22 protein-coding genes, 6 tRNA genes and 1 pseudogene are annotated in these 24,964 nt (G+C 41.9%); 20 read left to right on the top strand and 9 right to left on the bottom strand.

What is annotated here, in order from left to right; translation table 11 throughout:
- Window positions 1–474: 474 nt before the first annotated feature.
- Window positions 475–606 (bottom strand): hypothetical protein, encoded by a 132-nt coding sequence (locus Q0140_RS05055; protein ID WP_297962495.1) that lies wholly within the window; start codon window positions 604–606, stop codon window positions 475–477.
- Window positions 607–759: 153 nt separating this feature from the next.
- Between Q0140_RS05055 and Q0140_RS05050 the strand changes: the two genes are divergently transcribed.
- Window positions 760–966, top strand: a complete 207-nt coding sequence (locus Q0140_RS05050; RefSeq protein ID WP_297962493.1) for a hypothetical protein — start codon at window positions 760–762, stop codon at window positions 964–966.
- Window positions 967–1,071: 105 nt separating this feature from the next.
- Here Q0140_RS05050 and Q0140_RS05045 read toward each other — a convergent pair whose 3' ends face one another.
- The 7 genes from Q0140_RS05045 to Q0140_RS05015 all read right to left on the bottom strand — a co-directional run bounded on the left by Q0140_RS05045 (window position 1,072) and on the right by Q0140_RS05015 (window position 11,550).
- A complete protein-coding gene (locus tag Q0140_RS05045) occupies window positions 1,072–2,859 on the bottom strand; it encodes a M3 family metallopeptidase (protein ID WP_297962491.1) in 1,788 nt (595 codons plus the stop codon).
- Between the two features lie 8 nt (window positions 2,860–2,867).
- Window positions 2,868–4,259, bottom strand: a complete 1,392-nt coding sequence (gene dcuC, locus Q0140_RS05040; protein ID WP_297962489.1) for a C4-dicarboxylate transporter DcuC — start codon at window positions 4,257–4,259, stop codon at window positions 2,868–2,870.
- 1,208 nt (window positions 4,260–5,467) lie between these two features.
- The gene (locus tag Q0140_RS05035; RefSeq protein ID WP_297962487.1) at window positions 5,468–6,625 is read right to left on the bottom strand and encodes a toxin-antitoxin system YwqK family antitoxin; all 1,158 of its coding nucleotides are present in this window, start codon (window positions 6,623–6,625) and stop codon (window positions 5,468–5,470) included.
- A gap of 50 nt (window positions 6,626–6,675) precedes the next feature.
- A complete protein-coding gene (locus Q0140_RS05030) occupies window positions 6,676–8,094 on the bottom strand; it encodes a hypothetical protein (protein WP_297962485.1) in 1,419 nt (472 codons plus the stop codon).
- Window positions 8,095–8,192: 98 nt separating this feature from the next.
- Window positions 8,193–8,699 (bottom strand): DNA-deoxyinosine glycosylase, encoded by a 507-nt coding sequence (locus Q0140_RS05025; RefSeq protein WP_297962483.1) that lies wholly within the window; start codon window positions 8,697–8,699, stop codon window positions 8,193–8,195.
- A 344-nt stretch (window positions 8,700–9,043) separates the two neighbouring features.
- Complete coding sequence (locus Q0140_RS05020; RefSeq protein WP_297962481.1) at window positions 9,044–10,255, bottom strand: molybdopterin molybdotransferase MoeA; 1,212 nt, start codon at window positions 10,253–10,255, stop codon at window positions 9,044–9,046.
- On the bottom strand, window positions 10,252–11,550 hold the full coding sequence (locus Q0140_RS05015) for an MFS transporter (RefSeq protein ID WP_297962479.1): 1,299 nt from the start codon (window positions 11,548–11,550) through the stop codon (window positions 10,252–10,254). The genes Q0140_RS05020 and Q0140_RS05015 overlap by 4 nt, the downstream gene beginning before the upstream one ends.
- Window positions 11,551–11,655: 105 nt before the next feature.
- Here Q0140_RS05015 and Q0140_RS05010 point away from each other — a divergent pair, with 105 nt between their 5' ends.
- The 19 genes and pseudogenes from Q0140_RS05010 (at window position 11,656) to Q0140_RS04925 (ending at window position 24,186) form a co-directional block, all read left to right on the top strand.
- Entirely contained in the window at window positions 11,656–12,285 is a 630-nt protein-coding gene (locus Q0140_RS05010) for a non-canonical purine NTP pyrophosphatase (RefSeq protein ID WP_297962477.1), read from the top strand.
- Window positions 12,286–12,359: 74 nt separating this feature from the next.
- Window positions 12,360–12,436 (top strand) — tRNA-Pro (locus tag Q0140_RS05005).
- A gap of 5 nt (window positions 12,437–12,441) precedes the next feature.
- Window positions 12,442–12,518, top strand: a tRNA-His gene (locus tag Q0140_RS05000).
- 6 nt (window positions 12,519–12,524) lie between these two features.
- Window positions 12,525–12,601 (top strand) — tRNA-Arg (locus Q0140_RS04995).
- A 15-nt stretch (window positions 12,602–12,616) separates the two neighbouring features.
- A tRNA-Arg gene (locus Q0140_RS04990) sits at window positions 12,617–12,693 on the top strand.
- A gap of 49 nt (window positions 12,694–12,742) precedes the next feature.
- Window positions 12,743–12,827: transfer RNA gene (locus Q0140_RS04985), tRNA-Leu, on the top strand.
- A 14-nt stretch (window positions 12,828–12,841) separates the two neighbouring features.
- Window positions 12,842–12,916 (top strand) — tRNA-Asn (locus Q0140_RS04980).
- 232 nt (window positions 12,917–13,148) lie between these two features.
- Window positions 13,149–15,176, top strand: coding sequence for an ATP-binding protein (locus Q0140_RS04975; RefSeq protein ID WP_297962474.1), 2,028 nt, complete (start codon window positions 13,149–13,151; stop codon window positions 15,174–15,176).
- A 65-nt stretch (window positions 15,177–15,241) separates the two neighbouring features.
- Window positions 15,242–16,975, top strand: coding sequence for a DUF262 domain-containing protein (locus Q0140_RS04970; RefSeq protein WP_297962472.1), 1,734 nt, complete (start codon window positions 15,242–15,244; stop codon window positions 16,973–16,975).
- Window positions 16,942–19,050, top strand: a complete 2,109-nt coding sequence (locus Q0140_RS04965) for a DUF262 domain-containing protein (RefSeq protein WP_297962470.1) — start codon at window positions 16,942–16,944, stop codon at window positions 19,048–19,050. The genes Q0140_RS04970 and Q0140_RS04965 overlap by 34 nt, the downstream gene beginning before the upstream one ends.
- Window positions 19,051–19,716, top strand: a complete 666-nt coding sequence (locus Q0140_RS12630) for a hypothetical protein (RefSeq protein WP_366112842.1) — start codon at window positions 19,051–19,053, stop codon at window positions 19,714–19,716.
- Between the two features lie 75 nt (window positions 19,717–19,791).
- Window positions 19,792–20,529 (top strand): DUF2779 domain-containing protein, encoded by a 738-nt coding sequence (locus tag Q0140_RS12625; RefSeq protein ID WP_366112841.1) that lies wholly within the window; start codon window positions 19,792–19,794, stop codon window positions 20,527–20,529.
- Between the two features lie 56 nt (window positions 20,530–20,585).
- On the top strand, window positions 20,586–20,744 hold the full coding sequence (locus Q0140_RS04955) for a hypothetical protein (RefSeq protein WP_297962468.1): 159 nt from the start codon (window positions 20,586–20,588) through the stop codon (window positions 20,742–20,744).
- Window positions 20,745–20,756: 12 nt separating this feature from the next.
- Window positions 20,757–21,539 (top strand): annotated as a pseudogene (locus Q0140_RS04950) (PD-(D/E)XK nuclease family protein); the annotation flags it as partial.
- Entirely contained in the window at window positions 21,524–21,829 is a 306-nt protein-coding gene (locus tag Q0140_RS04945) for a hypothetical protein (RefSeq protein WP_297962466.1), read from the top strand. The pseudogene Q0140_RS04950 and the gene Q0140_RS04945, both read left to right, overlap by 16 nt.
- Before the next feature lie 29 nt (window positions 21,830–21,858).
- A complete protein-coding gene (locus Q0140_RS04940; RefSeq protein ID WP_297962464.1) occupies window positions 21,859–22,680 on the top strand; it encodes a Sir2 family NAD-dependent protein deacetylase in 822 nt (273 codons plus the stop codon).
- A 45-nt stretch (window positions 22,681–22,725) separates the two neighbouring features.
- Window positions 22,726–23,649 carry a WYL domain-containing protein gene (locus Q0140_RS04935; RefSeq protein ID WP_297962462.1) on the top strand — a complete coding sequence of 308 codons (924 nt, stop codon included), beginning with the start codon at window positions 22,726–22,728 and terminating at the stop codon, window positions 23,647–23,649.
- Window positions 23,646–23,768, top strand: a complete 123-nt coding sequence (locus Q0140_RS04930; protein WP_297962460.1) for a hypothetical protein — start codon at window positions 23,646–23,648, stop codon at window positions 23,766–23,768. Before Q0140_RS04935 ends, Q0140_RS04930 begins: the two co-directional genes overlap by 4 nt.
- Complete coding sequence (locus Q0140_RS04925; protein ID WP_297962458.1) at window positions 23,758–24,186, top strand: macro domain-containing protein; 429 nt, start codon at window positions 23,758–23,760, stop codon at window positions 24,184–24,186. Before Q0140_RS04930 ends, Q0140_RS04925 begins: the two co-directional genes overlap by 11 nt.
- A 127-nt stretch (window positions 24,187–24,313) precedes the next feature.
- Here Q0140_RS04925 and Q0140_RS04920 read toward each other — a convergent pair whose 3' ends face one another.
- Window positions 24,314–24,871: a metallophosphoesterase gene (locus Q0140_RS04920; protein WP_297962456.1), complete on the bottom strand. Its 558-nt coding sequence runs from the start codon at window positions 24,869–24,871 to the stop codon at window positions 24,314–24,316.
- Between the last annotated feature and the right edge of the window lie 93 nt (window positions 24,872–24,964).

The following is a 24,964-nucleotide window of genomic DNA, read 5'->3' as shown; positions in this document are numbered from 1 at the left end:
AACTTTAGCGCTGCGGATTTTCGGTTCTCTATGCCCGCCGCGCGCTAAATTTCAAGCGCCTTCCGCTTCTTGGCGTCTATATTTTGCCTCACGAATACTGCACCGCGCAGCCCGTAGCATCGCAAGACCTTGGGCTTGCTGTCTCGTCGTATAAAATTTACGTGGATTTTGATCTTGAGCTCATTTGGCGTCTGCGGATTGAAATTTTACGCTTTAATTTGAAGCTCGTCTCGCTTAGACCCCCGTTTGCCGTTCTTACGCGCTAAATTTCATTTCGCCGCACTACCGTCTTACAACTTTATCTTTTCAAACACGCTAAAATTTTATCGTATGCGTTTTACTTTGCAAATACAGCATCGCACGGACGCTTACATGAAATTTCGCTTAGCAGCCATGCCGGCTAAAATTTTAACGCTGCCGTGCGCGCATCAAAATTTTAACGCTTACGAGCGGATATTTCGTAAAATTTTAAAGTTACAAATAAGCGACCTGTGAAATTTTAAGACCGCGACAGGCGACCCGCTCTCTGCCTTCGTAGCAGAAAAAGCCGATCCGCTCTCTGCGTTGCGTCGTATCGCCGCGCCGCCGGTGCGGTGTCTTTTGCATAGGCTCTTTATTGCGTTGCGCGCGCTTTGAATGTCGCAAGCGCTTAAATTTACTCGCATCGTCAAGCGTCATGGCGCTGCGAGCACGGCGGATGTATGATTAAAATTTGCGCCGCAAAAAACGGCGCAGATCCCTATCTCGCGTGGCGATGAGGTGAGCTTTAGCGATATGATTTTAAATTTAGCGATAAATTTCGAGCAAAATTACAAAGATAGCGATCTGGCGCGATCTAAGGCCGCGCGGTCGCAAGACGCACAGACGGCGCACGGGCAAAATTTTAACGGCGCGCGTAGATTTTCTAGCGGCGCGCAGGAAGCCCCGGGCGGCGCGCAAAAAGGGTCCGAGCGATACGCTCGCTAGCAGCGGAGAAGGAATTTTAAAATTTCGCCCGCCCGGCTTCATCCGCCCCACGCTCGCCTCTCTCACGCCTTGCACCCGCCCTCTTTGCTAATTTTTGCGCCCATTTTACTCCGCTCGGTCTTTTGATTTATTAAATTTCATCCGCTCCTCGAGCCGCTTAAACTCGTCTGCGTAAACGAGTGCATTATCGATGCACTCGAGCCAAAACTCCAGTGTTCGCGCGTCCTTGCCGAAGTGCTTTTGTAGCAGAGCTTCGACGCTCATCACGCCGCACTCGCGCAAAAACGCCTTGTACGCGCCGATAAATTTATCGCCCGCGCGCCTAAACTCGCCCAGCAAAAACTGCGAGAGCAGGTAGCCGACGGTGTAAGGGTAGTTGTAGATGTATTGATCGGTTTTGTAAAAGTGCAGCTTAAAGTACGGCAAAAAGCCCTCCGCATCCTGCGTCGTATCGCCGTAACGTCCGCGCCACGCCTTTTGCATGAGCTCCTCTATCTGCGCCGCGCCGACCGCGCCCTTTTGCCTAGCTTTTAAAAAAGCGATCTCAAAATCAAACCGCACGCCGATGTGCAGCATGAAATTTGCCGCCGATTTTAGCTCCTGCCACAAGATATCAAAGAGCAAATTTTTATCCGCGCTATTTTTTCGCAGGTAGTTTCGCAGCACGGCTTCGTTAAAGGTGCTCGCAGCCTCGGCTAGCGTCATAGGAAACTGCGTGTGTAGCGCAGGAAGATCGCGCATGATCCAGTAGTGCCACGCGTGTCCGAGCTCGTGCGCCTGCTGGATCATGTGCGCCTGCGTGCCCATGTAGCTAGAAAACACGCGCGGTTGTCTAAATTTATCAAACCTCGTATAAAATGCGCCGCCTGCTTTATTTTCTCGTACCTGAGCCTCGATCCAGCTCTTCTGCAGCATTATTTTGATAAATTCGGGTATCTCCTCGCTAACCTCGCCCAGAGCCGCACATATCGTCTCTATCGCCTGCTCGTAAGCGATCTCCTCCACGCTAGCAAACGGAGACGGCGCAAGCAGATCGCAGGCGTAAATTTTACCCCGAGGAAAATACTTCGCACGCAGGCTCACGCACTCCTTGATCTTGTCCGATCTGCGATCTAGCGCCGCAAACATCGCCGTTACGGCCTGCTCGCTGATTTTGTTTTGCTGCAGGCTCGGCGTGAGGATATCCGTCCCGGCCGCCCTGAATTCGCCCAGCCTAAAGCCCTGAAGCAAATTTAAAACGTCGGCGTACAGGCTCGCGTGCCTAGCGTAATGCTCCGCTAGCCCCTCAAATACGCTCTTTCGCAGCGCGGCGTCGGGAGAGCCCTTTAAAACGCCCGCGCATTTTGAGAGATTATAGACGCTTTTTACGCCGTTTTTATCAGTAGCCTGCACGGCGATGAGGTTGTTTAGATGTCTAAATACGCCGTAAAGCGGAGCGAAACTGCTAGCCGCCGTATCCTCGTAAATTTTACGCTCTTTTGCGTCAAATTTTGCCCGCCAGCTACTTTTTCGCTCGTCGTAAAGAAATTTTATCCGCGCAAACTCCTGCGTTTGGCGCGCGATATCGGAGGGATCTAGCACATCTATCTTTTCAAAAATGATCTCTTTCGTTCGCTCAAGACGCAAAAATTTCTCCCTGATTTTCGCCTCGGCCGCGCCTGCTCGCTCGTCTTTGGTGTCGTCGCTTGATTTGCAGCGGCAAAACGCGAGCAAGGAGTTCGCCTCCTCAAAGCCGCGATCGTACGTATTTATCAGTAAATTTAACCCGCCGCCCGCGCCTAGCAGCTCCTCTATCTCGCCTAAAATTTCGTCCAAATTTGACAGCGCATCCGTAAATCTCGCATCGTCAAAGTCGCCGTACGCGTCCTCAAACGTCCATCTAGGAAGCTCCATTTTACGCCTCACAACGAGAGTAAAAATACGAAAATATGGTGGCTAAGCAGGCCCAAGACCGCCGGCACGCTGCAGCGTTTGACGATATCGAGCGGACTGCACTTTAGCATACCCGCTATCGCGACGACCACGCCTGCGACGGGCGAGAGAGGGCGAGCGATAGTCGAGGCCTGATGCATCGGCAGCACTAGCATCACGGAGCTCACGTTTAGCTTAGCCGCGATATGCGGCACCATCTCGATGAGCGGGTAGAAGCTCGCGCCGTTTGAGCCAGAGATGATCGTAACTAGCGTAGTGATGACGACAAAAAGCACCGACATGCCAAAGCCGCCAAAGCCAAGCGAATTTGCGAGCCCTACGATACTATCAAGCATACCTAGAGCCTTAAAGCCTTCTGCAAATACGCCCGCTGCGATGATAAGGATCACGACGCCGCTTAGGCTCTTACCCATTGCTTGGAAAAATACCTTGATGCCTTCGGCGATCGGGTCAAATTTGAACCTATGCCTAACCGCTTCAAAAAGCATCGCGATGACGACTGATAGGATAATGATCGCCGAGATATCAAGCTTGATAGAGGCGATACAGTACTGCGAAAATACGACCACCAAAATCATCGGTAAAAACGGCAGTATTGCGTAAATTTTAGGCGCGGCGGCTTCGGGATTTTGCACGGCGCCGTCAAATTCCATCACTTCGCCCACGTGCTCGCTGCACACCCAGCCCTCTTTTTTATCGAGATATCTGTTCCAAAAAACGAGCGCGATACCCATCACGATCGAGGTCGGAAGCGCGGCTGGAATTTTATAGATGAAAACGTAATCTAAAATGCTAAGCTGCGTAGCCTTCGCCGCAGCAGCGGTAGATGCGCCGATGAGCACCATCGAGGCGGCTCCGGACATCGCGCAGATCGAGCCTACGGTGAGCTTGTTTAGCCCAAGCGAGATGAGTACGGGCCCTAAAAGCGCGAGGCATAGCACTCCAAGCCCCACCGCGCTAGTGATAACCATACTGATGAGCTTAGCCACTGCAAATGCGACGAATACCATGATGTATGGATTTTTGATCCTAGCAAAGCGCTTCGTGGCGATAGAAACAAAGGCGTGGTTCGCGCCGATATGCGTCATGTAGCTGGCAAAGCCCACCATAAACATGATGATGAGACCTAAATTTGCAAATCTGTTTGAGAACATATATCGGATAAACTCGATGATGTTTAGGTATGCGTTGCCCGTCGCTACGGCCTGTTTAGGCATGAAATTTCCCGTGCCCAGCGCGACCGAACAGATCAACATAAAAACGCCCGAAAGAAAAAGCACGAGCGGCGCGTACTTGCCCCGCACTATCGCCCAACCCACGATAAACAGCACTACCGTGCCGATAATAATGCCCGCAGCCATTTTAGCTCCTTTTGCAGTAAAATTTGAGCGAATTTTACTACGAACATCGATATTTTAAGCTAAAACGGAGATTATTTTTCGGTTTTTTCGCCCCTAGGATACTTTGCGCGAGCTTTGATTGATTGAAATTTTACATTTAGAGCGCGGATTTGCGACTGAATTTATAAATTTAAAGCGGATCTCGGCTCAGTGAAGGGGACTGCGCCGCAGCATATGGCGGACGCGGCGATGGAATTTTAAAATTTTACTCCCTCTTTCTTATGCGGCGACTAGCGAGCGACTAGCGAGCGGCAGGCGAGCGGCAGGCGAGCGGCAGGCGAGCGGCAGGTAAATATATGCGGCGTAAAACAGCGCGCACTGAGAGCTTTTAGCAGCGGCCCGTTCGCGTGCGACCGACAAACGAGCACGAGCGGCAGATACTGCGTTTTGAAGTCGAGATTAAGCCGGTAATTAAGAATTTTAAAATTTCTCTGTCCGTTTAGGTGAAATTTACTGCGTCAAAGGCGGGGCGCGGTGGGTTTGAAATTTACGTCCGAATGGCACGGCTTACGAACCGCGGTCTAAATTTAACAAAATTTGATCATCAAATTTTACTTTTTGGCAGTTGAAATTTTTAGCGTCGTTTCGGCTTGAAATTTCGCTTTAAATTTTAAAAATTTGCACCGTGCCAAAGTTGCTCGTTACGCGGAAAAAGCAAGCCGCATCGAAACCAAACTATGCTACGTCGGGCGTACCTGCGCGTTATGTGTGCCAAAATACAGCGTGAAATTTTAACCGCATCGGCTCAAATCACGCGGCAAGTTGCGCTGCACGAGACCTCGTCAATTAAAGCGCCGAGCCGTATTCGCGCGCTGTGTAAAGCCGCTCGGCGTAGAATTTTACTCGTTTAAATGCGACACGCCGCTCTACAAATACAAAGCCGCATCATTTAATGCGCCACTTGACGGTGCGGTATATGTAGTCGAAAACCGAAAACGCAAGGCTCGCTCGCTTAAAATTCAAAGACATACTCAATAAAATTAAAACCACGCTAGCTCGAAAGGTAAAGCTAAATTTATTTAAAACGCGAAGTCGCGCTTCAAAACGCAAAATCTTGCTCACTTAAAGCACAAAGCCGTGAGCGCTGAAAATGCAAACCCGCGTCTACTCAAAATTTTAAACCTTTTTAAAATTCCAAACCCGCTTAAAATTTTAAAATTTAGCCCGCTTTACTCCCTCGCTAGTCCGTTTTTATCGGATTTATCGCTGATTAGTTTGCCTGCTTCGTCGTATTTTTTGGCGCGCACGAGCCTGCCGCGCTCAAACTCGCCCTCGGCTTCGAGCTTGCCGTCTGCGTAGTAGTGCTTCACCGTGCCCATCTCCAGACCATCCTTGAACGTCACTCTAGCCTTGAGTGCGCCGTTTTCGTGGTATGTTTCGTATAGCCCGTGTTTGCGCCCGTCTCTGAACATTACCTTCGCCGCAAGCGCGCCGCTTGCGTAGTATTGCTTACTCGTGCCCGTTTGTTTGCCGCGCTCAAACTCGTATTCGCCCTGCAACGCGCCGCCCCTGTAGTATTCGCGTACGGCGCCGTCGCGCTCGCCGTCTTTGAAATTTTCGACTACGCGCGTCTTGCCGTCCTCATAAAATAACTTCCAAACGCCCTGTTTGCGGTCATCCTTGTATGCGCCCGTCTGCTTTAGCGCGCCGCTTTCGTAGTACCATTTTTCCGTGCCTTGGCGCTTGCCCGCTTTGTATATTCGCACGCCGCGCACTTTGCCGCTTTTGTAATAATCCACGTCCTTGCCGTTTCGCAGCCCGCCCTTATACGGATGGCGCGCGCTTACTTCGCCGCTTTCGTAGTAGTCGGTGAAAACGCCCTCGCGCCTATCCGCTTTATACGCGCCCTGCTGCTTTAGCTTGCCGCTTCCCTGATAATACAGCTTGTAAAAACCCTCGCGCTTGCCGGCTTTGTATTCGCTCTGCGATCTCAGCTCGCCGCCGTCCGCGTAGTAGCTCTTCGCGACGCCGTCGTACAGGCCGTTTTTTAGCGGATATTCGTTTGAGGGCTTATCTCTGCCGTCAAAGTAATCGCGCTGAAGCACCGCAGTGCCGTCCTTTACGCCGATTTCTCTGATAAGCGTCGGTGGCAGCGGCTTTGCTCTGGGGTAGACGACGCCCATAAAGTTTACGTCGTAAAGATCCTCGGCGCTATAATGCAGCACCTTGAGCGTCCCGCTATAGGGCTTGTCCGCTACGAAATACAGGCCGTTTTTTAGGACCGGCTCGGGCTGCATTACGATTTTTGGCTCCAGAGCTTGCGCGCCTAGCGCCAAAAACGGAAGTAGGAGCAGGAACTCTAATGTGCTTATATTTAAAAATTTCACAACTTTAGCCTTATATTTTATAAATTACTACCAACTAAAGCTATTTTGAATTAATTTTTATTCTTTTGCTTTATCAAATCAATCAACCATTCTGGTAGTTGCTTCATTTTGGTTATAATTCCATCACAGTCTACAAATTTATCAGAGCTTTTTGATTTATCTAAAAAATCACTTGGATTTTTAGAAATAATATTAATTGTGGAAGCCATTAATTCTTTTAGTAATTCCGGATTAGTTTCATTTAGATTAGATATTTGCTCTTTATAGCTAGCATAGGAGCTCGCAACTGCAACCTTATGAGCATATTCTTGTTCTAGCCTCATGGCTTCTTTACGTCTATTTGAGCAAAAGATGGCAAGCCAGATAAAAGGTAAAGCCATAGTTATTTTTGAAAAAAATCCAAAAATCATAATGTAAATTTTATCACCAGGTATTATGGATACATTATAAGTTTTATTTACTCCGTCTTTTATTTGGGATAGTTCTGTAATTACTGCGCTAATATCCTTATTTAAAATTTCATTTACACCAATAAAAGTCCATACGGCAATAGTCGCTATCACAATTATACTTAAAATAAATCCAAAATCCCACCTTCTGACAGCTTTGCTAATTGCATCTCCTTGCTGCTTATATGAAGATGATAAGCTTGCATTTGTAGCTTTTTCGTTTAAACCTTTAATGATTTTATCGTATTCATCGAAGCGTTGTTTCATAGTATTTTCATATTCATCTAAATTTTCAAACATATTATCGAGTTTTTGCTCCAGACCTCCACTTCGAACGTTATCATTTAGTTCGCCGAAAATCTTTATATGAAATTTTCCTATTTCTTCTAATTTCTGCGAATTTTCGATAATTTTTTCTTTAGTTGCTTCCAAGTCTTGGGTTATCTTATTTCTTGCATTTTCTATTTCTTGCTGTATTGATATATCTTTATTTTCTTGTTTAACCACCAAATTAGTTCTAAAATTTTCTATCTCATTAAAGTATCCATAAATTTTATCTTTTTGTTGTAGAAATTCGTCATTGGCAATACTAAATTTTTGTATAGTACTTTCAGTATCCGCTATTTTATTTTTTATTTCATCCAATTTTAAATCGTCTAGCGATGTCTTTATGGCCTCATTATATCCCGCAATCATCTCCATAATGGTTGATTCTGCTTGATCTTTTGGAATATATATGGTTGAATATCTAGCTAATATTGTTAAAGCGTTGTCGATAATGGCAGTCAAATGCCCCATGTTTCTATTCCACTTGACAAAGCAGTTTTGAAATTCTCCGAAAAAGGCATTCGGCAGTAGATTTTCATCCAATAAATTTACATAGCTTTCTATATAAATCAACGCTTCTTTATTTCTGGCGAATTCCTGTGCTTCGTTTTCTGGTATAGATTTTATATCTAATGTATTAACCGCTTCTTTTAACTGCTCGAAACTATTTAAAGAATTACTGATTTTTGACATTTATTTTCCTTGTGATAATTAGTTATACCTAAAATTTTAGCACCATTTTAATTATATATTTCTTTTAGGTCCTATACAAACTTAATAAATTTGCCAAATTAAGTCATTTTTAACATATTCGCGACGATTGCCCACTCACGCACAAGCCCCTCAAAGCTAAAATTTGCATTCGCTGGGCTAGTCGAGGGTAGCTTCACGGGCCCTTTGCCGGTTGCGTTTAAAATTTGAGTTTTTAGGTATTTTTCGCAGATTTCATGCGCTTTGCCGCCGTTTGCGAACACCTGCACGATGCGCGCTCTGCTAAAGATCGGTTCTAAATTTGCAGGCACGACGGCGGTCATTTTGGCGTCGCTCGAGCCCTTTATCTCGCAGTAGATTGCCGCGTCGTAGACGGCGATGCCGCGGGCGAGCAGGAAATTTATCTTTTCGTCCGTGCTCGCAGGCGGCGGCGCGTTTAAAATTTGCGCCAGCACCCGCCAGAAGCGATTTTGCGGATTTGCGTAGTAAAAGCCAAATTTACGAGAAACGACGGAGGGAAAGGAGCCGAGGATTAAAATTTTAGAATTTTGATCGAAAATTGGCTTAAAAGGGTGAGTTTGGCTCATTTTACGCCTGCTTTGTATTCGCCGAAAACGCCCGCCGGAGCGCTATAAAATTTATCTTTCATTTTTACTTTATCTCTCGCAAATACCAGAATTTTGCCCGCAAAGCAGTTTGGGGCTGAAGTTGCGCGGCGGCAAAGATTTCGGCGCGCCTGCTTGCTCTGATACGGTGCGCGGTAAAAATTCTAATGAGCCCGCCGCGGCGAGCGATTTGGGTCTAAATTTCAACTTACCAAGACCATAAAGCAGAGCCTTTGCGGCTAAATTTAACGCTTCGCGACGGCAAAATTTTAACTCCGCAGGAAGCTAAAATTTCGTCCGCCGCAACTGCCTCGAACCGCTGCACGCTAAATTTTAGGTACCGAGATTACGCGCACGAGCTCGCCTTTTTTGAGCTCTTTTACTTCGAGCGGCGCGACGAGCAGGACGCTATCGTCGTCTAAATTGTTCAAAATCGCGCTGGAGCCCTGCTTTTTGCTTTGCAGGCTAACAAAAAGCCGCCCCTCTCTGTTTTGCAAGACTGCGGGCATAAACTCAAGCCACGGCGTCTTTTTTACGTAGTCGTGATCTAAGATTGCGTCAAATTCGGTGTTTTCGTGCACGCCGAAGGATTTTTGCAAAAATACGCGTAGGAACAAAATGCACGTAATGAGCGCCGAGAGCGGGAAGCCCGGGAATGCGAAGATATATTTTTCGCCGGTTTTGGCTACGCGCACGTGGCGGCCCGGTTTGATCGCCGCGCCTTTTACGATTAGCTCAAATTTTGATTGTAGCGTGCTTTGCACGAAGTCGTAGTCTCCAACGCTCACTCCGCCGCTGGTTAGAAGTATATCTGCGCTCTGCAAGGCCGATAAGATCGCGCCCTCTAGCTCTTTTTCGTCGTCGCGCGCGATCGGCATTATCATCGCTTCGCAGCCCAGCTGCGTTACTAAATTTGCAAGCGCAATGTGATTGGAGCTGTAAATTTGAGCGTCGTTTTCGAGCTTTTCGCCTAGATCTTTGATCTCGCTACCGGTGGCTAGGATCGCTACTTTTGGGCGGACGAATACGCTTATGTGAAATAGCCCTAGCTCGGCTAGCAGCGCGATCTGCGAAAAGCCAAGCTTCGTGCCGCTACGAAGCAAAAGCTCGCCCTCGCGGTAGCTCTCGCCCGCTGCGCGCACGGCAAAGCCCGCTGAAACGGGCTTTGTGACGATAATTTCGCCGCCTTGCACCTGCACGTTTTCGATCGGCAGAAGCGTGTCGCTGCCCTCGCACATTAGCCCGCCGGTGAAGGTTTTGACGCACTCGCCCGCCTTTGCCGCGGCGCCAGGCATCCTGCCTGCAGGCGTCGTGCCGACGATCTTAAATTTAGCTCCCTCGCTCAGATCCGCGCCCTTTAGCGCGTAGCCGTCCATCGCGGCGGTCGGGCGGCGCGGAGTGCTAAAAGGCGCCGCGACGTCGCTTGCTAAAATACGCCCTAGCGCCTGCGTGATCGCGACTTTTTCGATGCGCGAGGACTTTTGCACCGTGCTTGCGAAGCGCTCCATCGCGCTTTCAAATTTTTCAAATTCCATCATTTGCCTCCTACGATTTTATAAATTTGATCTTCATTTATCAGTTTCGAGTTAAATTTCACAACGAGTTCGCCATCGGTCTCGTAAATTTCAATAATGCCCTTTACGCCCTGTAGTGCGGAAAAATCGCCGCCTTTAGGAAAGTATAAATTCTTAAAAAGTTTCGGATCGCTCAGCCTAGAAAGTAGCACAAGCCAGATCACACCCAAAACCGCGACGCCAATGCCTAGCGCTTCGATGCCAATTTTGCCAAAAAGTGCGCCGCCGCATAGCCCGCCCAAAAAACTGCCAAAAAATCCGAACGAATTAAAAATCCCAAGCGCGGCGCCTTTTTGAGCGACTTTGGCAAATTTGGACGCAAGGCTTTGCATAATGGGCTCATGCGCGTTAAATCCCACGAAAAAGAGCATCACACCCACCACGAAAGCGCTCGCCCCGCTAGCAAACGCAAAAATCAAATACGAAGCGATGAAAAAGCAAATGCCGATAAGTAGAATTTGCTTAGCTAGCGCGCGCTTTTCGCCTAAAGCACCGCTCGCGCCCATCGCGGTAAAGCCGAAAATAGCGCCTAGAGCATAAATTTTGGTCAAATCACTTTTGGAAAGTCCGAATTTTTGCACGAGTAAAATTGGAATTAAAAAAAATGCTGCCGTCATGAAAGCTTTTTGAAAAAAATTCGTTAAATTCATAAGCATTAAATTTTTATCACTCAAAAGTGAGCCGAGCGGGACCTTTTGACGCAGAGAGCGGATATGCGGTTCGGTAGGTACTACGAAAAAAAGCAGCATCAAACATAAAAGCGTAAGCGCCGAACTTAGATGAAATAGGCTGGCAAGTCCAAATTTGGCGCTTAAAAGCGGACTTAAAATCATTGCGACACCAAAGCTCACGCCTATCATCGCGCCCATTACCGCCATCGCCTTGCCGCGCTCTTCCTCCCGCGTAAAATCGCTAATTAGTGCGGTAGCTACGGCTCCTACAGCACCGCAGCCTTGCAAAAAACGCCCAAAAATCATCGTATAAATGCTATCGCTCGCCGCGCAAACGCAAGCGCCCACGATAAAAAGCGCCAGTCCTATCGCAAGGGTTTTTTTACGTCCGATCTTATCGCTTAACACTCCAAATGGCGTTTGCAAAATCACTTGCATAATCGCATAAATTCCAAAAAGTAGCCCCACTAGGCTTTCGTTTGCGCCGTGTAAGCTCAATGCATACAGGCTAAGCACGGGTAGCAAAATAAATAATCCAAAAAACCTCGTAGCGATGATAAAACTAAGCGGAAGGACGCTTTTTAGCATAATCTTAGACCTCAAATAATATGAAATTTGTGCCGATTATAGCCAAAAATCGTAATGAATTCTTTGATTTTGGGTAAAATGGCGCATTAAATTTAAGGAGAGCGGATGAAAATTTTACTTGCGACGAGCAACGCGGATAAAGTAAAAGAGATAAAAGAATTCTTCGCAGAATATGAAATTTACGCGCTTGGCGAGGTGCTGGATCCTTTTGAGATCGACGAGTGCGGCGCAAGCTTCAAACAAAACGCGCTTATCAAAGTTCGCGCAGTGCATGAGGCGCTAAAAAGTAAAAATTTACAGAGCGAATTTTTTGTGTTAAGCGACGATAGCGGCATCTGCGTGGACGCGCTAGGTGGGGCTCCGGGGATATTTTCGGCACGCTTTAGTGGAGAGGGTGCAACGGATGCGAGCAATCGCGAGAAATTAGCAAGAAAGCTGAGGGCTTTAAGCTTAGATTCGTCGCCCGCGCATTATACGGCGGCGATCGCGCTAAAATGCGCTCTGGGCGAGTTTTGTACGCACGGCTTTATGTACGGCACGGCGATCTGCGAAGAGCGCGGTCACAACGGCTTCGGATACGATTTTATGTTTATTCCGCGTGGATTTGACCGCACAATCGGAGAGCTGCCCGCTGAGGTGAAATTTAAAATTTCGCACCGTACGAAGGGGCTAGCGCTGATGCAAATTTTATTGAAAAATTTAGAAAAACAGATGCGACTTGCTAAATTTCATTAAATTTAAAGCCGCAAAAAGCGGAATTTAAGAAAAAATATATATAATACGCTTTTCATTCAATCCACGAAAATCTACGGAGCGTAGCGCAGGCTGGTAGCGCATCTGGTTTGGGACCAGAGGGTCGAAGGTTCGAATCCTTTCGCTCCGACCATTGTGGTGAGTTTAGCTCAGTAGGTTAGAGCATCAGATTGTGGTCCTGAGGGTCGTGGGTTCGATTCCCACAACTCACCCCACTTTATGCGCTCGTAGCTCAATTGGATAGAGCAACAGACTTCGGATCTGTAGGTTGAAGGTTCGACTCCTTTCGAGCGTACCACTGATTTGATATTTTGCGCTCATAGCTCAGTTGGATAGAGCAACGGCCTTCTAAGCCGTAGGCCAGAGGTTCGAATCCTCTTGGGCGTACCATATTAAGCTCATATTAAGAGCTTTTTGGCTAATATGCGCTTTCTTTTTTGCGGATGTGGTGAAATTGGCAGACACACCAGACTTAGGATCTGGCGCCTCACGGCATGAAGGTTCAAGTCCTTTCATCCGCACCATCCATTCTACGCGTTCCGGATTAGCTCAGCGGTAGAGTAGGCGGCTGTTAACCGCTTGGTCGCTGGTTCGAATCCAGCATCCGGAGCCACCTAAATTCCTTAATCCTTAATTAGTAAAATATAAAGTCCCAGAGTAAAATGCTTTTTATCTATGACATTCTGCTAAAAATAAATTATCTAAAACGCAAGCTGTATTAAAAACTCGTTTGTGTTGCAAAAATGATATAAAATTCACATACAAAGCATATATTTACATTAATGTGGACATAAATCCGTCCTCTTTACATAGTAAAATACCTCCAAATAAACAAGGAGGCACTAATGAAAAACAGAAATTTATTCGTAGATAGCGAGATATATGACCTTGCCAGTCTTTGGATACTCAGAGCGATATTTTGTGCTGGAGGACAAAGAGAATTTCTAAAATCCAAATATGGCAACCTTTTGGAATTTTTAGAGATTAATTCGGACGAGCCAACCCAGCAAGATATTAAAACCCTAAAAGATAAACTTGCTGTTCTTGAGAAAAGTAAAATTTCATGCGAGTTAAAAGAGCTCGAATATAATTTAAATTTGCTTCAAGCAAATTTAGGTTTAAACAATACCGAAAAGGCTATTTTGAGGTTCGTCGCGATTATGTTTAATTACGAAATCGTTTCGGACGCTTGTGAGCTGACAGAAAATTTAAACGATAGGCAGGCTGCAAAAGCCATATCGCAGATATTAAATTTAAGCTTTATTGACGTGCAAAAAGCTTTTAAAAAAGATGGAATTTTTGCTAAAACTTCACTTATAAAATTAGATATCTACGGACGCAATTTAAGATCAAAAATTGACGTGATAAATAACGACTTCATAGGCGCTTTATTTGTTAAATGCGAAAGCATAGACGAAATTTTCGCAAGCACCATAAAACCTTGTAGCAATACAAATTTAACTCTTAAAAATTATGCTCATATTAAAGATGATGCGCAAATTTTAATCTCTTTTTTAAAAAATGCTATCCGCAAAAGACAAAAAGGCGTAAACGTACTTTTATACGGCCCTGCAGGTACAGGCAAGACCGAGCTTAGCAAGGTTTTAGCAAAAGAATTAAATTTAAAGCTCTATGAGGTTGCTTATGGAGACGAAAGCGGATACGATAATGAAGCCCAAAGAATAAAATCTTATTGCCTCGCGCAAAATATCTTGCAAGCAGGTTCAAATTTGCTGATGTATGATGAGGCTGAGGATGTATTTAACATAAATAACGATGAGAAAAGGCAATATGGCAAAGCCTTTATAAATAGAGCTCTTGAAACCAATGAAGTACCTACTATTTGGATTACGAATAATATTTATAGCATGGACGAGGCCGTCATTAGACGTTTTAATCTAGCCATAAAGCTTGGAGTGCCTAATAAAAACGTAAGAGCGAGGATCATCAAAGAATATAGCGTAAATTTGATAGATAATAAGCTAATCAATAAACTTGCAAAAAATAAATTTATTGCGCCCGCAATCGTTAGCAACGCAAGCTTAGTCGTTTCAAGTTTAAGTCTAAGAGATAAAAACAAGGCTTTTGAGCGCGTGATAAGCAATACTTTAAAAGCACAAGGCTACGGCGCGCTAGAAAAGGACAAGAAAAAAGAGAGATTAAAAGATGATCTGCCTAGCAGCTATGATCCAAATTTCGTAAACTCAAGCTGCGACCTAAACGAGCTAATGCAGGGCATAAAAGAGAGCAAAAGCGCTAGGATTTGCCTTTACGGAGTTCCAGGAACTGGGAAGAGCGCCTATGCTAAATTTATCGCCAAAAGTCTAAGAAAGCCAATAATCATCAAAAAAGGAAGCGAGCTTTTATCTATGTGGGTCGGCGGAACCGAGAAAAATATAGCCGAGGCTTTTAAAGAGGCTGGTAGCAAAAAAGCAGTGCTCGTATTTGATGAAGTCGATAGCTTTTTACAAGATAGAAGCCTAGCTGCTAGAAGCTGGGAGGTAACTCAAGTAAATGAAATGCTAGTGCAGATGGAGAGCTTTAGCGGCATCTTTATCGCTACGACGAATTTGATCGATAATCTCGATAAAGCAAGTCTTAGAAGATTTGATTTAAAGCTTGAGTTTGGATATTTATTACCAAATCAAGCGTTAAATTTATTCAAAAAGGAGTGCGCATCATTAAGGATAAAATTTGACGAAAACGTAGCTGCAAGAATTTCGGATTTAAGCTTTTTGGCGCCAGGAGATTTTGCGAGCGTGCGAAGACAGGCTAAATTTAAAAGGGTTAAAAACAGCGATGATTTTTATGAGAGATTAGAACGGGAAGTGACTTTAAAAAATGAAAAGAAAGTAAAAAGGATAGGGTTTTAGCTCGCTCGTGCCTATATTCTACCATATTTATATTATAATTATATTTTGTTAAAAAAGGAGAAAATATGCTATCTCAAAAATCAGTTAGAAAAATAATAGATGAAAAAGCAAATTTCATAGTGCCCTCATATCAAAGGGGTTATCGTTGGGACGAAATAAACGTTACCGATCTGCTAGATGATTTGCTTGAATTTATTCAAGATGGCAGTAGTGGAAAATTTTATTGTTTACAGCCATTGGTCGTTAAAAAAGTTAGTGCCAATCAATACAACATCATAGATGGCCAGCAAAGGCTTACTACGATTTTTATTATTTTAAAATATCTAAAAAATCTTTTAGAGGAGGAAAACGGCATAAATGAAATTTATACAATTAGCTACGAAACAAGGAGAGACAGTCAAAAGTTTTTAGAAAACATCGCAGAAACGCAAGAGGATAGTGATAAGAATATAGACTATTTCTATATGTATCAAGCTTATAAGACAATAGATAAATGGCTTAAAGATAAAATAAGCAAAAATCAAACCACAAAAAGAAAGATACTCGAAATTTTTACGAATTCGGAAAATGAAAAGCATATAGAATTTATATGGTACGAAGTTGAAAAGGATGAAGATGAAGTTAAAATATTTACTAGGCTAAACAGTGGTAAAATTCCACTTACAAATGCAGAGCTTATTAAAGCGTTATTTTTAAATGTTAGAAATTTTCCAAAGGGGTGGAGTAAAAACGAAGTTATCACCAAACAAATAGAGATATCTAAAGAGTGGGATGAAATAGAATACGCCCTGCAAGATGATGAGTTTTTTAAATTTTTAACAAAAAACGACTATCCGACCAGAATAGAGCTATTATTTGAAATTTTATCTGGAGTAAAAAACTCAGAGCTAGATCGATACGTGATATATAGGTATTTTGCAAATAAGGCAAAAGATGAAGATAAATTATCTTATTTATGGACTGATATAAAAAAGATATTTTTGACATTTAAATTTTGGTTTAAAGATACTCAATATTATCATTTAATAGGATTTCTGGTGGCATCCAATATATTAAGTATTGAAGGCATATATAAAGAAACAAAAGATAAGACAAAAAGTGATTTTAAATATTTTTTAATGGATAAAATAAAAGAGAAGGTTAAAATAGATAATATTGATGAGCTAAATTATATTGATGATAGAAAGCCATTAGAAAATATATTACTGCTTTTTAACATTGCTACTATTTTAAATAGCAAAGGTTCCTACACTAGATTTTCATTCAACGAATATAATGGTAAAAAATGGAGTTTAGAGCATATACATGCCCAAAATAATAAAGGATTGAAGGATAAAAAGGCTCAGAATGAATGGCTTACTAATGTAAATAAATATATTAATGACGAAGATAATTCTAACGATAAAGAGCTTAAGAATAAAATTAGCGATTTTATAAAAGACGATAAAAGCGATAACTTTAATACGCTTCAAATAGAAATTTTAAATAAATTTGGCAATATGGTAAATATGCACGGGATAGAAAATTTAGCCTTGTTATCGACAGAAAATAATAGCTCTTTAAGCAATGGTCCGTTTATCGAGAAACGCGCAAAGATCATAGAAATGGATAAAAACGGCGAATTTATACCAATATGCACAAAAAATGTATTTTTAAAATATTACAGCGACGATCCGTCTAACATATATTTTTGGAGCGAACAAGACCAAGGCGATTATAAAAACTCAATAATCAACACTCTAAAAGAATTTCTGGGAGAAAAAAAATGGAAAATAGTACCGGATTTAAAGATATTTTGACTAAAGCAGTTTCAAAGGTTTACATGCCAACCGCACGGAAGTTAAAAATTTCAATACCTATCATCCAAAGAGATTATGCGCAGGGAAGGATGGACAATAAAGCGGCTGATATCAGAAACAAATTTTTGGATGAAATTTTGAATAGGCTTAAAAGTGACGAGAGTTTATTTCTAGATTTTATTTATGGCAGCATAGAGGATGATAAATTTATACCGATCGATGGCCAACAGCGCCTCACTACTCTTTTTTTGTTGCACTTATACTTTGCAAAAAAGGAAGATAAAGAGTGCGAATATTTAAGAAGGTTTACATACGAAACCAGAAGTAGCTCTAGGGAATTTTGCGAAAAGCTAGTAGACTATGATATTGACTTTAGCAAAGAAAAAATTTCTACATATATAAAAGATAGTAACTGGTTTATGCCGTTTTGGGAAAATGACCCGACCGTAAAATCTATGCTTGTGATGATAGATGAGATACATCATAAATTTAAAGACGCTAAATTTTACGATAAGCTTGAAAATATAAAATTTAGTTTTCTCGAACTTAAAGATTTTGGGCTAACAGATGATCTATACATAAAGATGAATGCGAGAGGAAAGCCTTTAAGCGAATTTGAAAATTTTAAGGCGGAATTTGAGAAAGAACTATCCCAAGATATAAAAACAAAGCTAGATAATCAGTGGCTTGATTTATTTTGGAATTTAAATAGCGGCGATAAAGATGAGATAGGTTTAAGTAATGTTGATAAGCGCTATATGGCATTTTTTAACCGTGTAGCTTCGAATTTTACTATTCTTAGTATAAAAGATACAAAAGAGGCAAAAGATTTTAATTTTGATGAGTTTGATACACTAGACACATTAGACTTTTTTAGCAGTAATAAAAATAATGTAAATAATGTAAATAATGTAATAAAAATTTTAGATGAGTTGTGTGAAGTTGCAAATGATGAGCCACTTAAAAATTTTACCGATACCAGCAAAGATATTACTTATGAAACAAGGGCTAAATTTTTTGCGCTATCTATGTTTTTGATAAAATTTGGAGCAAGAGGAATTGGCGGAGAGTTTTATAAAAAGTACGAAAGAATAACCACAAATATTGCAAAAGATTTCAATATTGACAGTATTTTAAAACTAAGGCAAGTTTTTGAATTTATCAACGAAATTTGCGAAAAATGTAAGAATAAAGATATTTTTGAGCTGCTAGAAAGTTTTGACGACAAACAACCGGAAAGCTTTAAGACGATCGAATTTTACAAATGGCAAGAGAAAAAGAAGCTAAAGCTAATACAAAGCGATGAAAGGTGGATCGCCGCCATTAATGAAACTGAAAAGCATTGGTATCTTGGCTCAAATTTGACATTTCTTATAGATTTTGCAAAAGATGATATAAAAGAATTTGAAAGATACTATAAGAAATTTGATGAGATTTTTAAAGAGGATAGGGAAAACTTTTTATTTCAAAGGGCACTACTGACGAAAGGCGATTATTTGCCCGAGCACGGTAATAGCGGCTACTTTACATTTTGTAATTTTAACAATAACCCTCGTAGCAAAGACGACAACTGGCGAGACGTATTTTATGATAAAGAAAAAAGGAGATTTCTAAAAAATTTACTGGATGACCACAGAGGCTTGCAAGATATCATAGAGGAGTTTGATGATAACAAGTACTGGGGGTATTATTTTATAAAGTATCCTGAAATTTTAAAAGAATGCAGTAACTTTTGGATATTGGCATATGACTACACGATTAGGGTTTTAAGAGGAAAATTTACAAATAGCTATCACGTAGAATATTACGCTTTCTCTTTATTTATAATGTTACAAAGGCAATTCCCAAATTTATCCAATGAAAAATTGGGTTATAAATGGGCAAAGTCCTATGGTGAAAATCCTTATGCTTCAATAGGCGACAACAAAATTAGCTTTATAAAAACCGATGATGATAAATATTGCTGGATGATAGATGAGGGGCGAATAGGAGAGGTATTTGATCCAAATCTACCAGAGCAGGACCCACTACAATCCATAATAGATAAAGCATACAAAATCGCAAAAGGCATATAAATGACCCTCTCTAAATCCCTCTATATCCGTGGTCTTCAGTGTGAAAAGAGCTTGTGGCTTAAAAAGAAAAAGCCTGAAGTTTTGCAAGCTCTGTGTGAGAATGCACAGGCGGTATTTGATACCAGAACATCAGTAGGCGGGCTAGCCTGTGAGCTATTTAGCAGTGGAGAAAGGATAGAATTTAGCGGCGATTTTGACGCACAAATAGCAAAAACAAAAGAGCTTATCAAGCGCGGCACAAAGGTGATCTACGAGGCCACTTTTTGCTTTGACGGCATCCTTGTGATGGTTGATATCCTTCGCATAGGCGTGGATGGGCTTATCATCAACGAAGTAAAGAGTTCGACTTCCGTAAAAGACGTATATATCGACGATGCGGCCATTCAGTATTACGTCATTAGCTCGCTTGGCCACGAGGTGAGCCGCGTAAATATAATCCACATCGATAGCACCTACACAAGAGACGAAACGCTAGAGCTTGAAAAGCTATTTTGCGTGCAGGACATAACCGAGCAAGTGAAGCAAAAGCAGCGAGATATTCCTAAAATTTTAAATAAATTTGATGAGATTTTAAGCCAAAATAATGAGCCAAGCATTGATATAGGCGTTCATTGCTCAAACCCATATCTTTGCGACGCTTGGGAGTACTGCTGGCGCGAGCAATGAGGCATACCGGAGTATAGTATCTTTGACATATCTCGCCTAAGAAGCGATAAGAAATTTGAGCTTTATAAAAGCGGCGTGGTTAAATTTAACGATATAAAAGATCTAAGTAAATTTAACGCCTCACAGCAGATCCAAATAAAATCAGAAATCTCGCAAGAACAGATCATAGACAAAGATGCAATAAAAGAGTTTTTGGATACGCTCCGCTACCCGCTCTATCACCTCGACTTTGAGACCTTTCAGCAGGCGGTGCCGCAATTTATCGGGCTTAGGCCTTACGAGCAGATACCTTTTCAGTTTTCAATCCACAAAGACGACGGCAAGGGAAATTTACAGCATTTCGAGTTTTTAGCAGAACCGGGGGCCGATCCTAGATACGAATTAGCGCTAAATTTAATCAAATTTATCTCGCAGGATGCCTGCGTGCTAGCCTATAATATGAGCTTTGAAAAAGGAGTGATAAGACGCATGGCGGAAGCTTATCCGCAAATCTCAAACGAGCTTATGGCTATCCACGACAATATAAAAGACATCATGGCACCCTTTGCAAGCAAAAGCTACTACCATCCGAAAATGAAAGGTAGCTACTCCATAAAATACGTCCTGCCCGCACTCGTGCCCGAATTAGAATTGGCGTATAAGGATTTAAATTTAATCCATCACGGATGCGAAGCTATGCAAGCATACGCCGCTATGACTTTTATGAAAGAAACAGAGCGCGAAGCTTATAAGCAGGCTCTGCTAGAATATTGTAAGCTCGATACGCTAGCAATGGTTAAAATTTTAGAAAAACTTTATGAGGCTGTGCACTAAGACAAAAAATGCCTAGTTTGTCTGCTATAATGCTTTAAAATTTTAAAGGAGGAGATATGGATATAGAGAAATTTGAATCTATGCTAAAGCAAATCAAAGTCTTAAGCGATAAGCTAGAAGTGAAAAAGCTGCGCGGCAATAATGACTACAATCTATTTTTGGCGCTTTTTGACGCTAGCGACGAAGTGCGGTTGCACTCGCGCTTTATCTGCTAGCTACTCGATCCGAACTCGCCGCATTATCAAAAAGAGTTATTTTTGGAGCTTTTTATAAAAGCATGCGGGCTAGAGGATTTTGGGCTAAATTCGCAAATCGCAAAAGTCTATAAAGAATACGAGAATATCGATATCTACATAACTGACGGCACGAAGCATATTATTTTAGAAAATAAAATTTATGCCGGCGATCAAGAGGCTCAGATTAAAAGATATATAAAAACTATCCAACAAGAAAACGGCAATGAAGCTGAAATTTACGTGCTGTTTTTATCACCGCAAGGGCGCGAGCCTACCGGCTATAGCCTAGACGGACTAAAAATCAAAGACGGCAGAATTTCAAACGAAAAGGGCGATGAAATCGCTAAATTTAAGGCGATTTCATACGATAAAGAGATAACTGCGTGGCTTGATCTATGCCTTGAAGAAACGGGAAATTTAACCAATTTGTCCGCTGTGATATCGCAATACAAAAATGTCATCGAAAAAATTTATGGAAAATATAAAGGAGTGCAGATGGATGCAAATGAAATTAGTAAGATAATTTTAGAAAAAGAAAACTATAAAATGGTTTGTGAAATAGTAGAAAATGCTTTTGAAAAAGCCAGGATAAAAGCCTTGGTTAGCTTTTTGTTAAAGGCGAGAGGGATTATACTGGATAAATTAAAAGGAGATTGGGATATCAACGAGATAAGAGTAGAGCAGGCGGATTTCAAGAAAAGATATTTTAAACCTATTAAAATTTACAAAAAGAGTTGGAAACGAAGAGCAACGATGATATGTTTTTCGGTATAGAGTTTCAAGAACTGAATTTTATAGGAGCATGGGCTGGGTTTAGATGGGTTATAGAAGAAGAAAACATTAGCGCCCTAAAACAGCATATCGCCAAATATAACCCTGAAGGATATAACAAGTGGTGGGCTACGGGTCGATATTTAAGTATCGGTAAAGGTGATTTCGTAAAAGCTATGATTCTCGATGACTATTCGGCAGAAAAATTTGCAGATGAAATGGTACAGATGGTAATCAAATTTGAAGATATGACAGATGAAATAAACCATCTAAAGCAACAAAAAGTGATATAAATTTTAAATGTACTAAAATGGAAGCCATCATGCAATCAACAATCCTTCGCGCAAAAGAGATCGTCGAAAACGCCGATGCCGTCATCATAACCGCAGGAGCAGGCATGGGCGTAGATAGCGGACTGCCTGATTTTAGAGGCGATCTTGGATTTTGGAAAGCCTACCCGCCTTTAAAGGATAAAAATTTAAGCTTTACCGAGATGGCAAATCCGCAGTGGTTTTTTAGCAGCCCTGAGCTAGCTTGGGCGTTTTACGGACACAGGCTAAAGCTCTATAACGCAACCCAGCCTCACGAGGGTTTTACCCTACTAAAAAATCTTTGCGAAGCAAAAGGCGAAAACTATTTTATCTACACTTCAAACGTAGACGGGCATTTTGAAAAAGCCGGCTTTGACAAGGATAAAATTTACGAGATCCATGGCTCCATACATCACGCGCAGTGTATTCATAGCGATGACGGAAATATATGGAATATGGACGAAAATAATGTCGAAGTGGATGAGGATAGATTTATCGTTACAAAGATGCCCGTTTGTCCTGAATGCGGATGCGTGAGCCGCCCAAATATCCTTATGTTTTATGATCACGAATTTAATCACAAAAGAGCTTGGGCGCAGCGCAAAAAGTATGATACGTGGCTTAGTCACAATATGAACTCCAAAATAGCCATAATTGAGATCGGAGCAGGTCTTGCGGTGCCTACGATCAGGATTTACGGAGAAAGGATGGCAAAAAGATTTAAGCGTTCTTATCTAATCCGCATAAACCCGCTAGATACTCACGTAAGCGCGTATAGAGGTATGGCGATAAAGGCAGGCGGACTTGAAGGATTAAGAGCAATCCTTAGCTGATATTATCCCTTTATTTTTAGATAAAATAATATAAAAGGAGCCTAGATGCAAAAACCGCAAAAAATAATCTCGCAATCCGGTAGTGGCAAATACGAACGCATAAACGAAATAGCCACCTTAATTAGCAGAAAACCCCATTCCATCTCCGAGCTCGCGGAAAAATTTGGAGTTTGTACCAAAACTATCCAAAGAGACCTTTACGAGGTGCTAGCGAAAAATGGAGCTGTAAGAAACGGCAGGATGTGGAGCATAGATAAAACTAAAATCAAAGATGGCTTAGATCAGGAAGAGCGCACCGTCATAAATATCCTCGATAATATCTCAAAAACGATGGGCGCAAATTTTTACTCAAAGGCTCACGTTTTGCTAGAACAGATCACAAACCGGCTAAATCATCCGATTTTAACAAATATAAGCAGCGAAAAATTAAGTGAAGATGACTTTATAAATTTCGAACTGCTTGAAAACGCTATCAAAGAGAGAAGCTTGGTGCAGTGCGAATACGCCGGTTTTAAATTTAAGATAAAGCCGCTAAAACTAGCGATGTTTGACGGATTTTGGTATTTGCTATTTTTAGATACGAATAAAAACGATACCTTTAAGAAATTCCACTTAAAAAGCATCACAAATATTAGAATTCTTGAGGAGAAATTTAAATTAGACGCCAAAATAGAGGAGAGGATTAAAAATATAAACTCCGCCTGGGCAACGCTAGATAAGCCAAATACCGCTAGAGCGCTTTTAGCTCCGCAGATAAAGAAATATTTCGAGAGAAAACCCTACGCTAAGCAAAGCATAACAGGACTTGATGCCGATGGCTCGGTCGTAATCTATATAGAATTTACTAATTTAATGGAGATAAAGCCGCTTATTTACTACTTCATTCCGTTTATCAAAGTGCTAGAACCAAAGGAGTTAGCCGATACGATAAAAGATGAGATAGAAAGGTATTTAGAAGAGATAAAATGAAAATTTCATATGAAATAAAGATAAAATTTGGCGATTTATTGGACGCACAAGCGGATTATCTGATAAATCCTTCAAATACGGCGATGCTGCTTGGCAAGCGGTGTGTCTATGGCTTTTAAGAGGCATTGCGGTGAGGCGCTAGAAAAATACATGCAAGAACAACTAAAAATAAGAGAGATAAGGCAAGGTGATGTCGTCAAAACCGCCTCAAATCACGCAAACTTTCCATTCGTATTGCATGCAGCCATTATAAATTACGCTGATAGATCAAAGTCTAAAAAGCCGAGCTTAGCTATTATAGCGCAAATTTTAAATAATTTGCAAGAAATAATCTTGCAAGATCAAAGCAAGCATATAAAAATAGCTCTGCCTCTGATGGGATGCGGAGCGGGTGGGCTAGATAAGCGTGAGGTGATCAGCGAATATAAACGCTTTTTCAAACAAAATTTAGGCGCAGAAAAAGAATGTGAAGTAGAAATTTACGGATTTAGTGAAAGTGATTTTAGATTATTGAAAGAAATTATGACAAAAAGCTAAATTTGCTTGCTTGGCTGTGGACAAAAGACGTGCTGCCGATATGCGAGTAGAGCCGCGAAATACAATTAATTTATCGCGCTAAATTATATTTTATAGAATTCAGCTACTAAAATTTTATAAATTTAACTCAAATTTCTAAAATATTAAGCTTCAGACTTGAATTATAAATCGTGCAATCGCCGATTTTATCAATATCTAAAAGCGGATTATGCACGTGTCCGCAAAAGATTATTTTTGCTTTTAAAAGTCCGTGCTTTAGCACTCGAAAAAGCTCTTTATCACCAAAATCTCTGCCGCGCTCTATGGACGTTTGCGTATGTGCGGGCGGAATATGCGTAAGTAGCACGTCGCACTCTGCAAAATCCAAAATATCCGCGCAGAGATAAGGGGCGCAGCCAAATTTAATACCCTCAAGCGTCTTAATATCGCCATCCGCATAAATATTAGACGCTCGTATCCAAGAAACGTCGCCAGACTCACTCACGTCATGATTTCCGCTACATACAAAGATAGGCTTTTTAAAATTTTCTAACCACCGCTTCACCCACGCTTTTTGTCCTACGATATCTTTTTGGTTTGTGTCTATCAGATCGCCGCTTATGCAACAAATGTCAAATTCTAAGCTTAAAATTCGATCAAATTTAGCTTTATCGAAATGTAGATCACTCGCATGTAGAATTTTCATAACGTTTTTGGACTACCGCTTTTATATAATTTAGAAACCTTGCTCGCTAACCATTTTAACTCCTCTTTCATTACTTATCCGTTTTTTGAAATT

The sequence above is a fragment of the uncultured Campylobacter sp. genome, assembly GCF_938045405.1.
In the GTDB taxonomy this organism is placed as follows: domain Bacteria; phylum Campylobacterota; class Campylobacteria; order Campylobacterales; family Campylobacteraceae; genus Campylobacter_B.
This window is presented reverse-complemented; position numbering and strand designations above follow the sequence as displayed.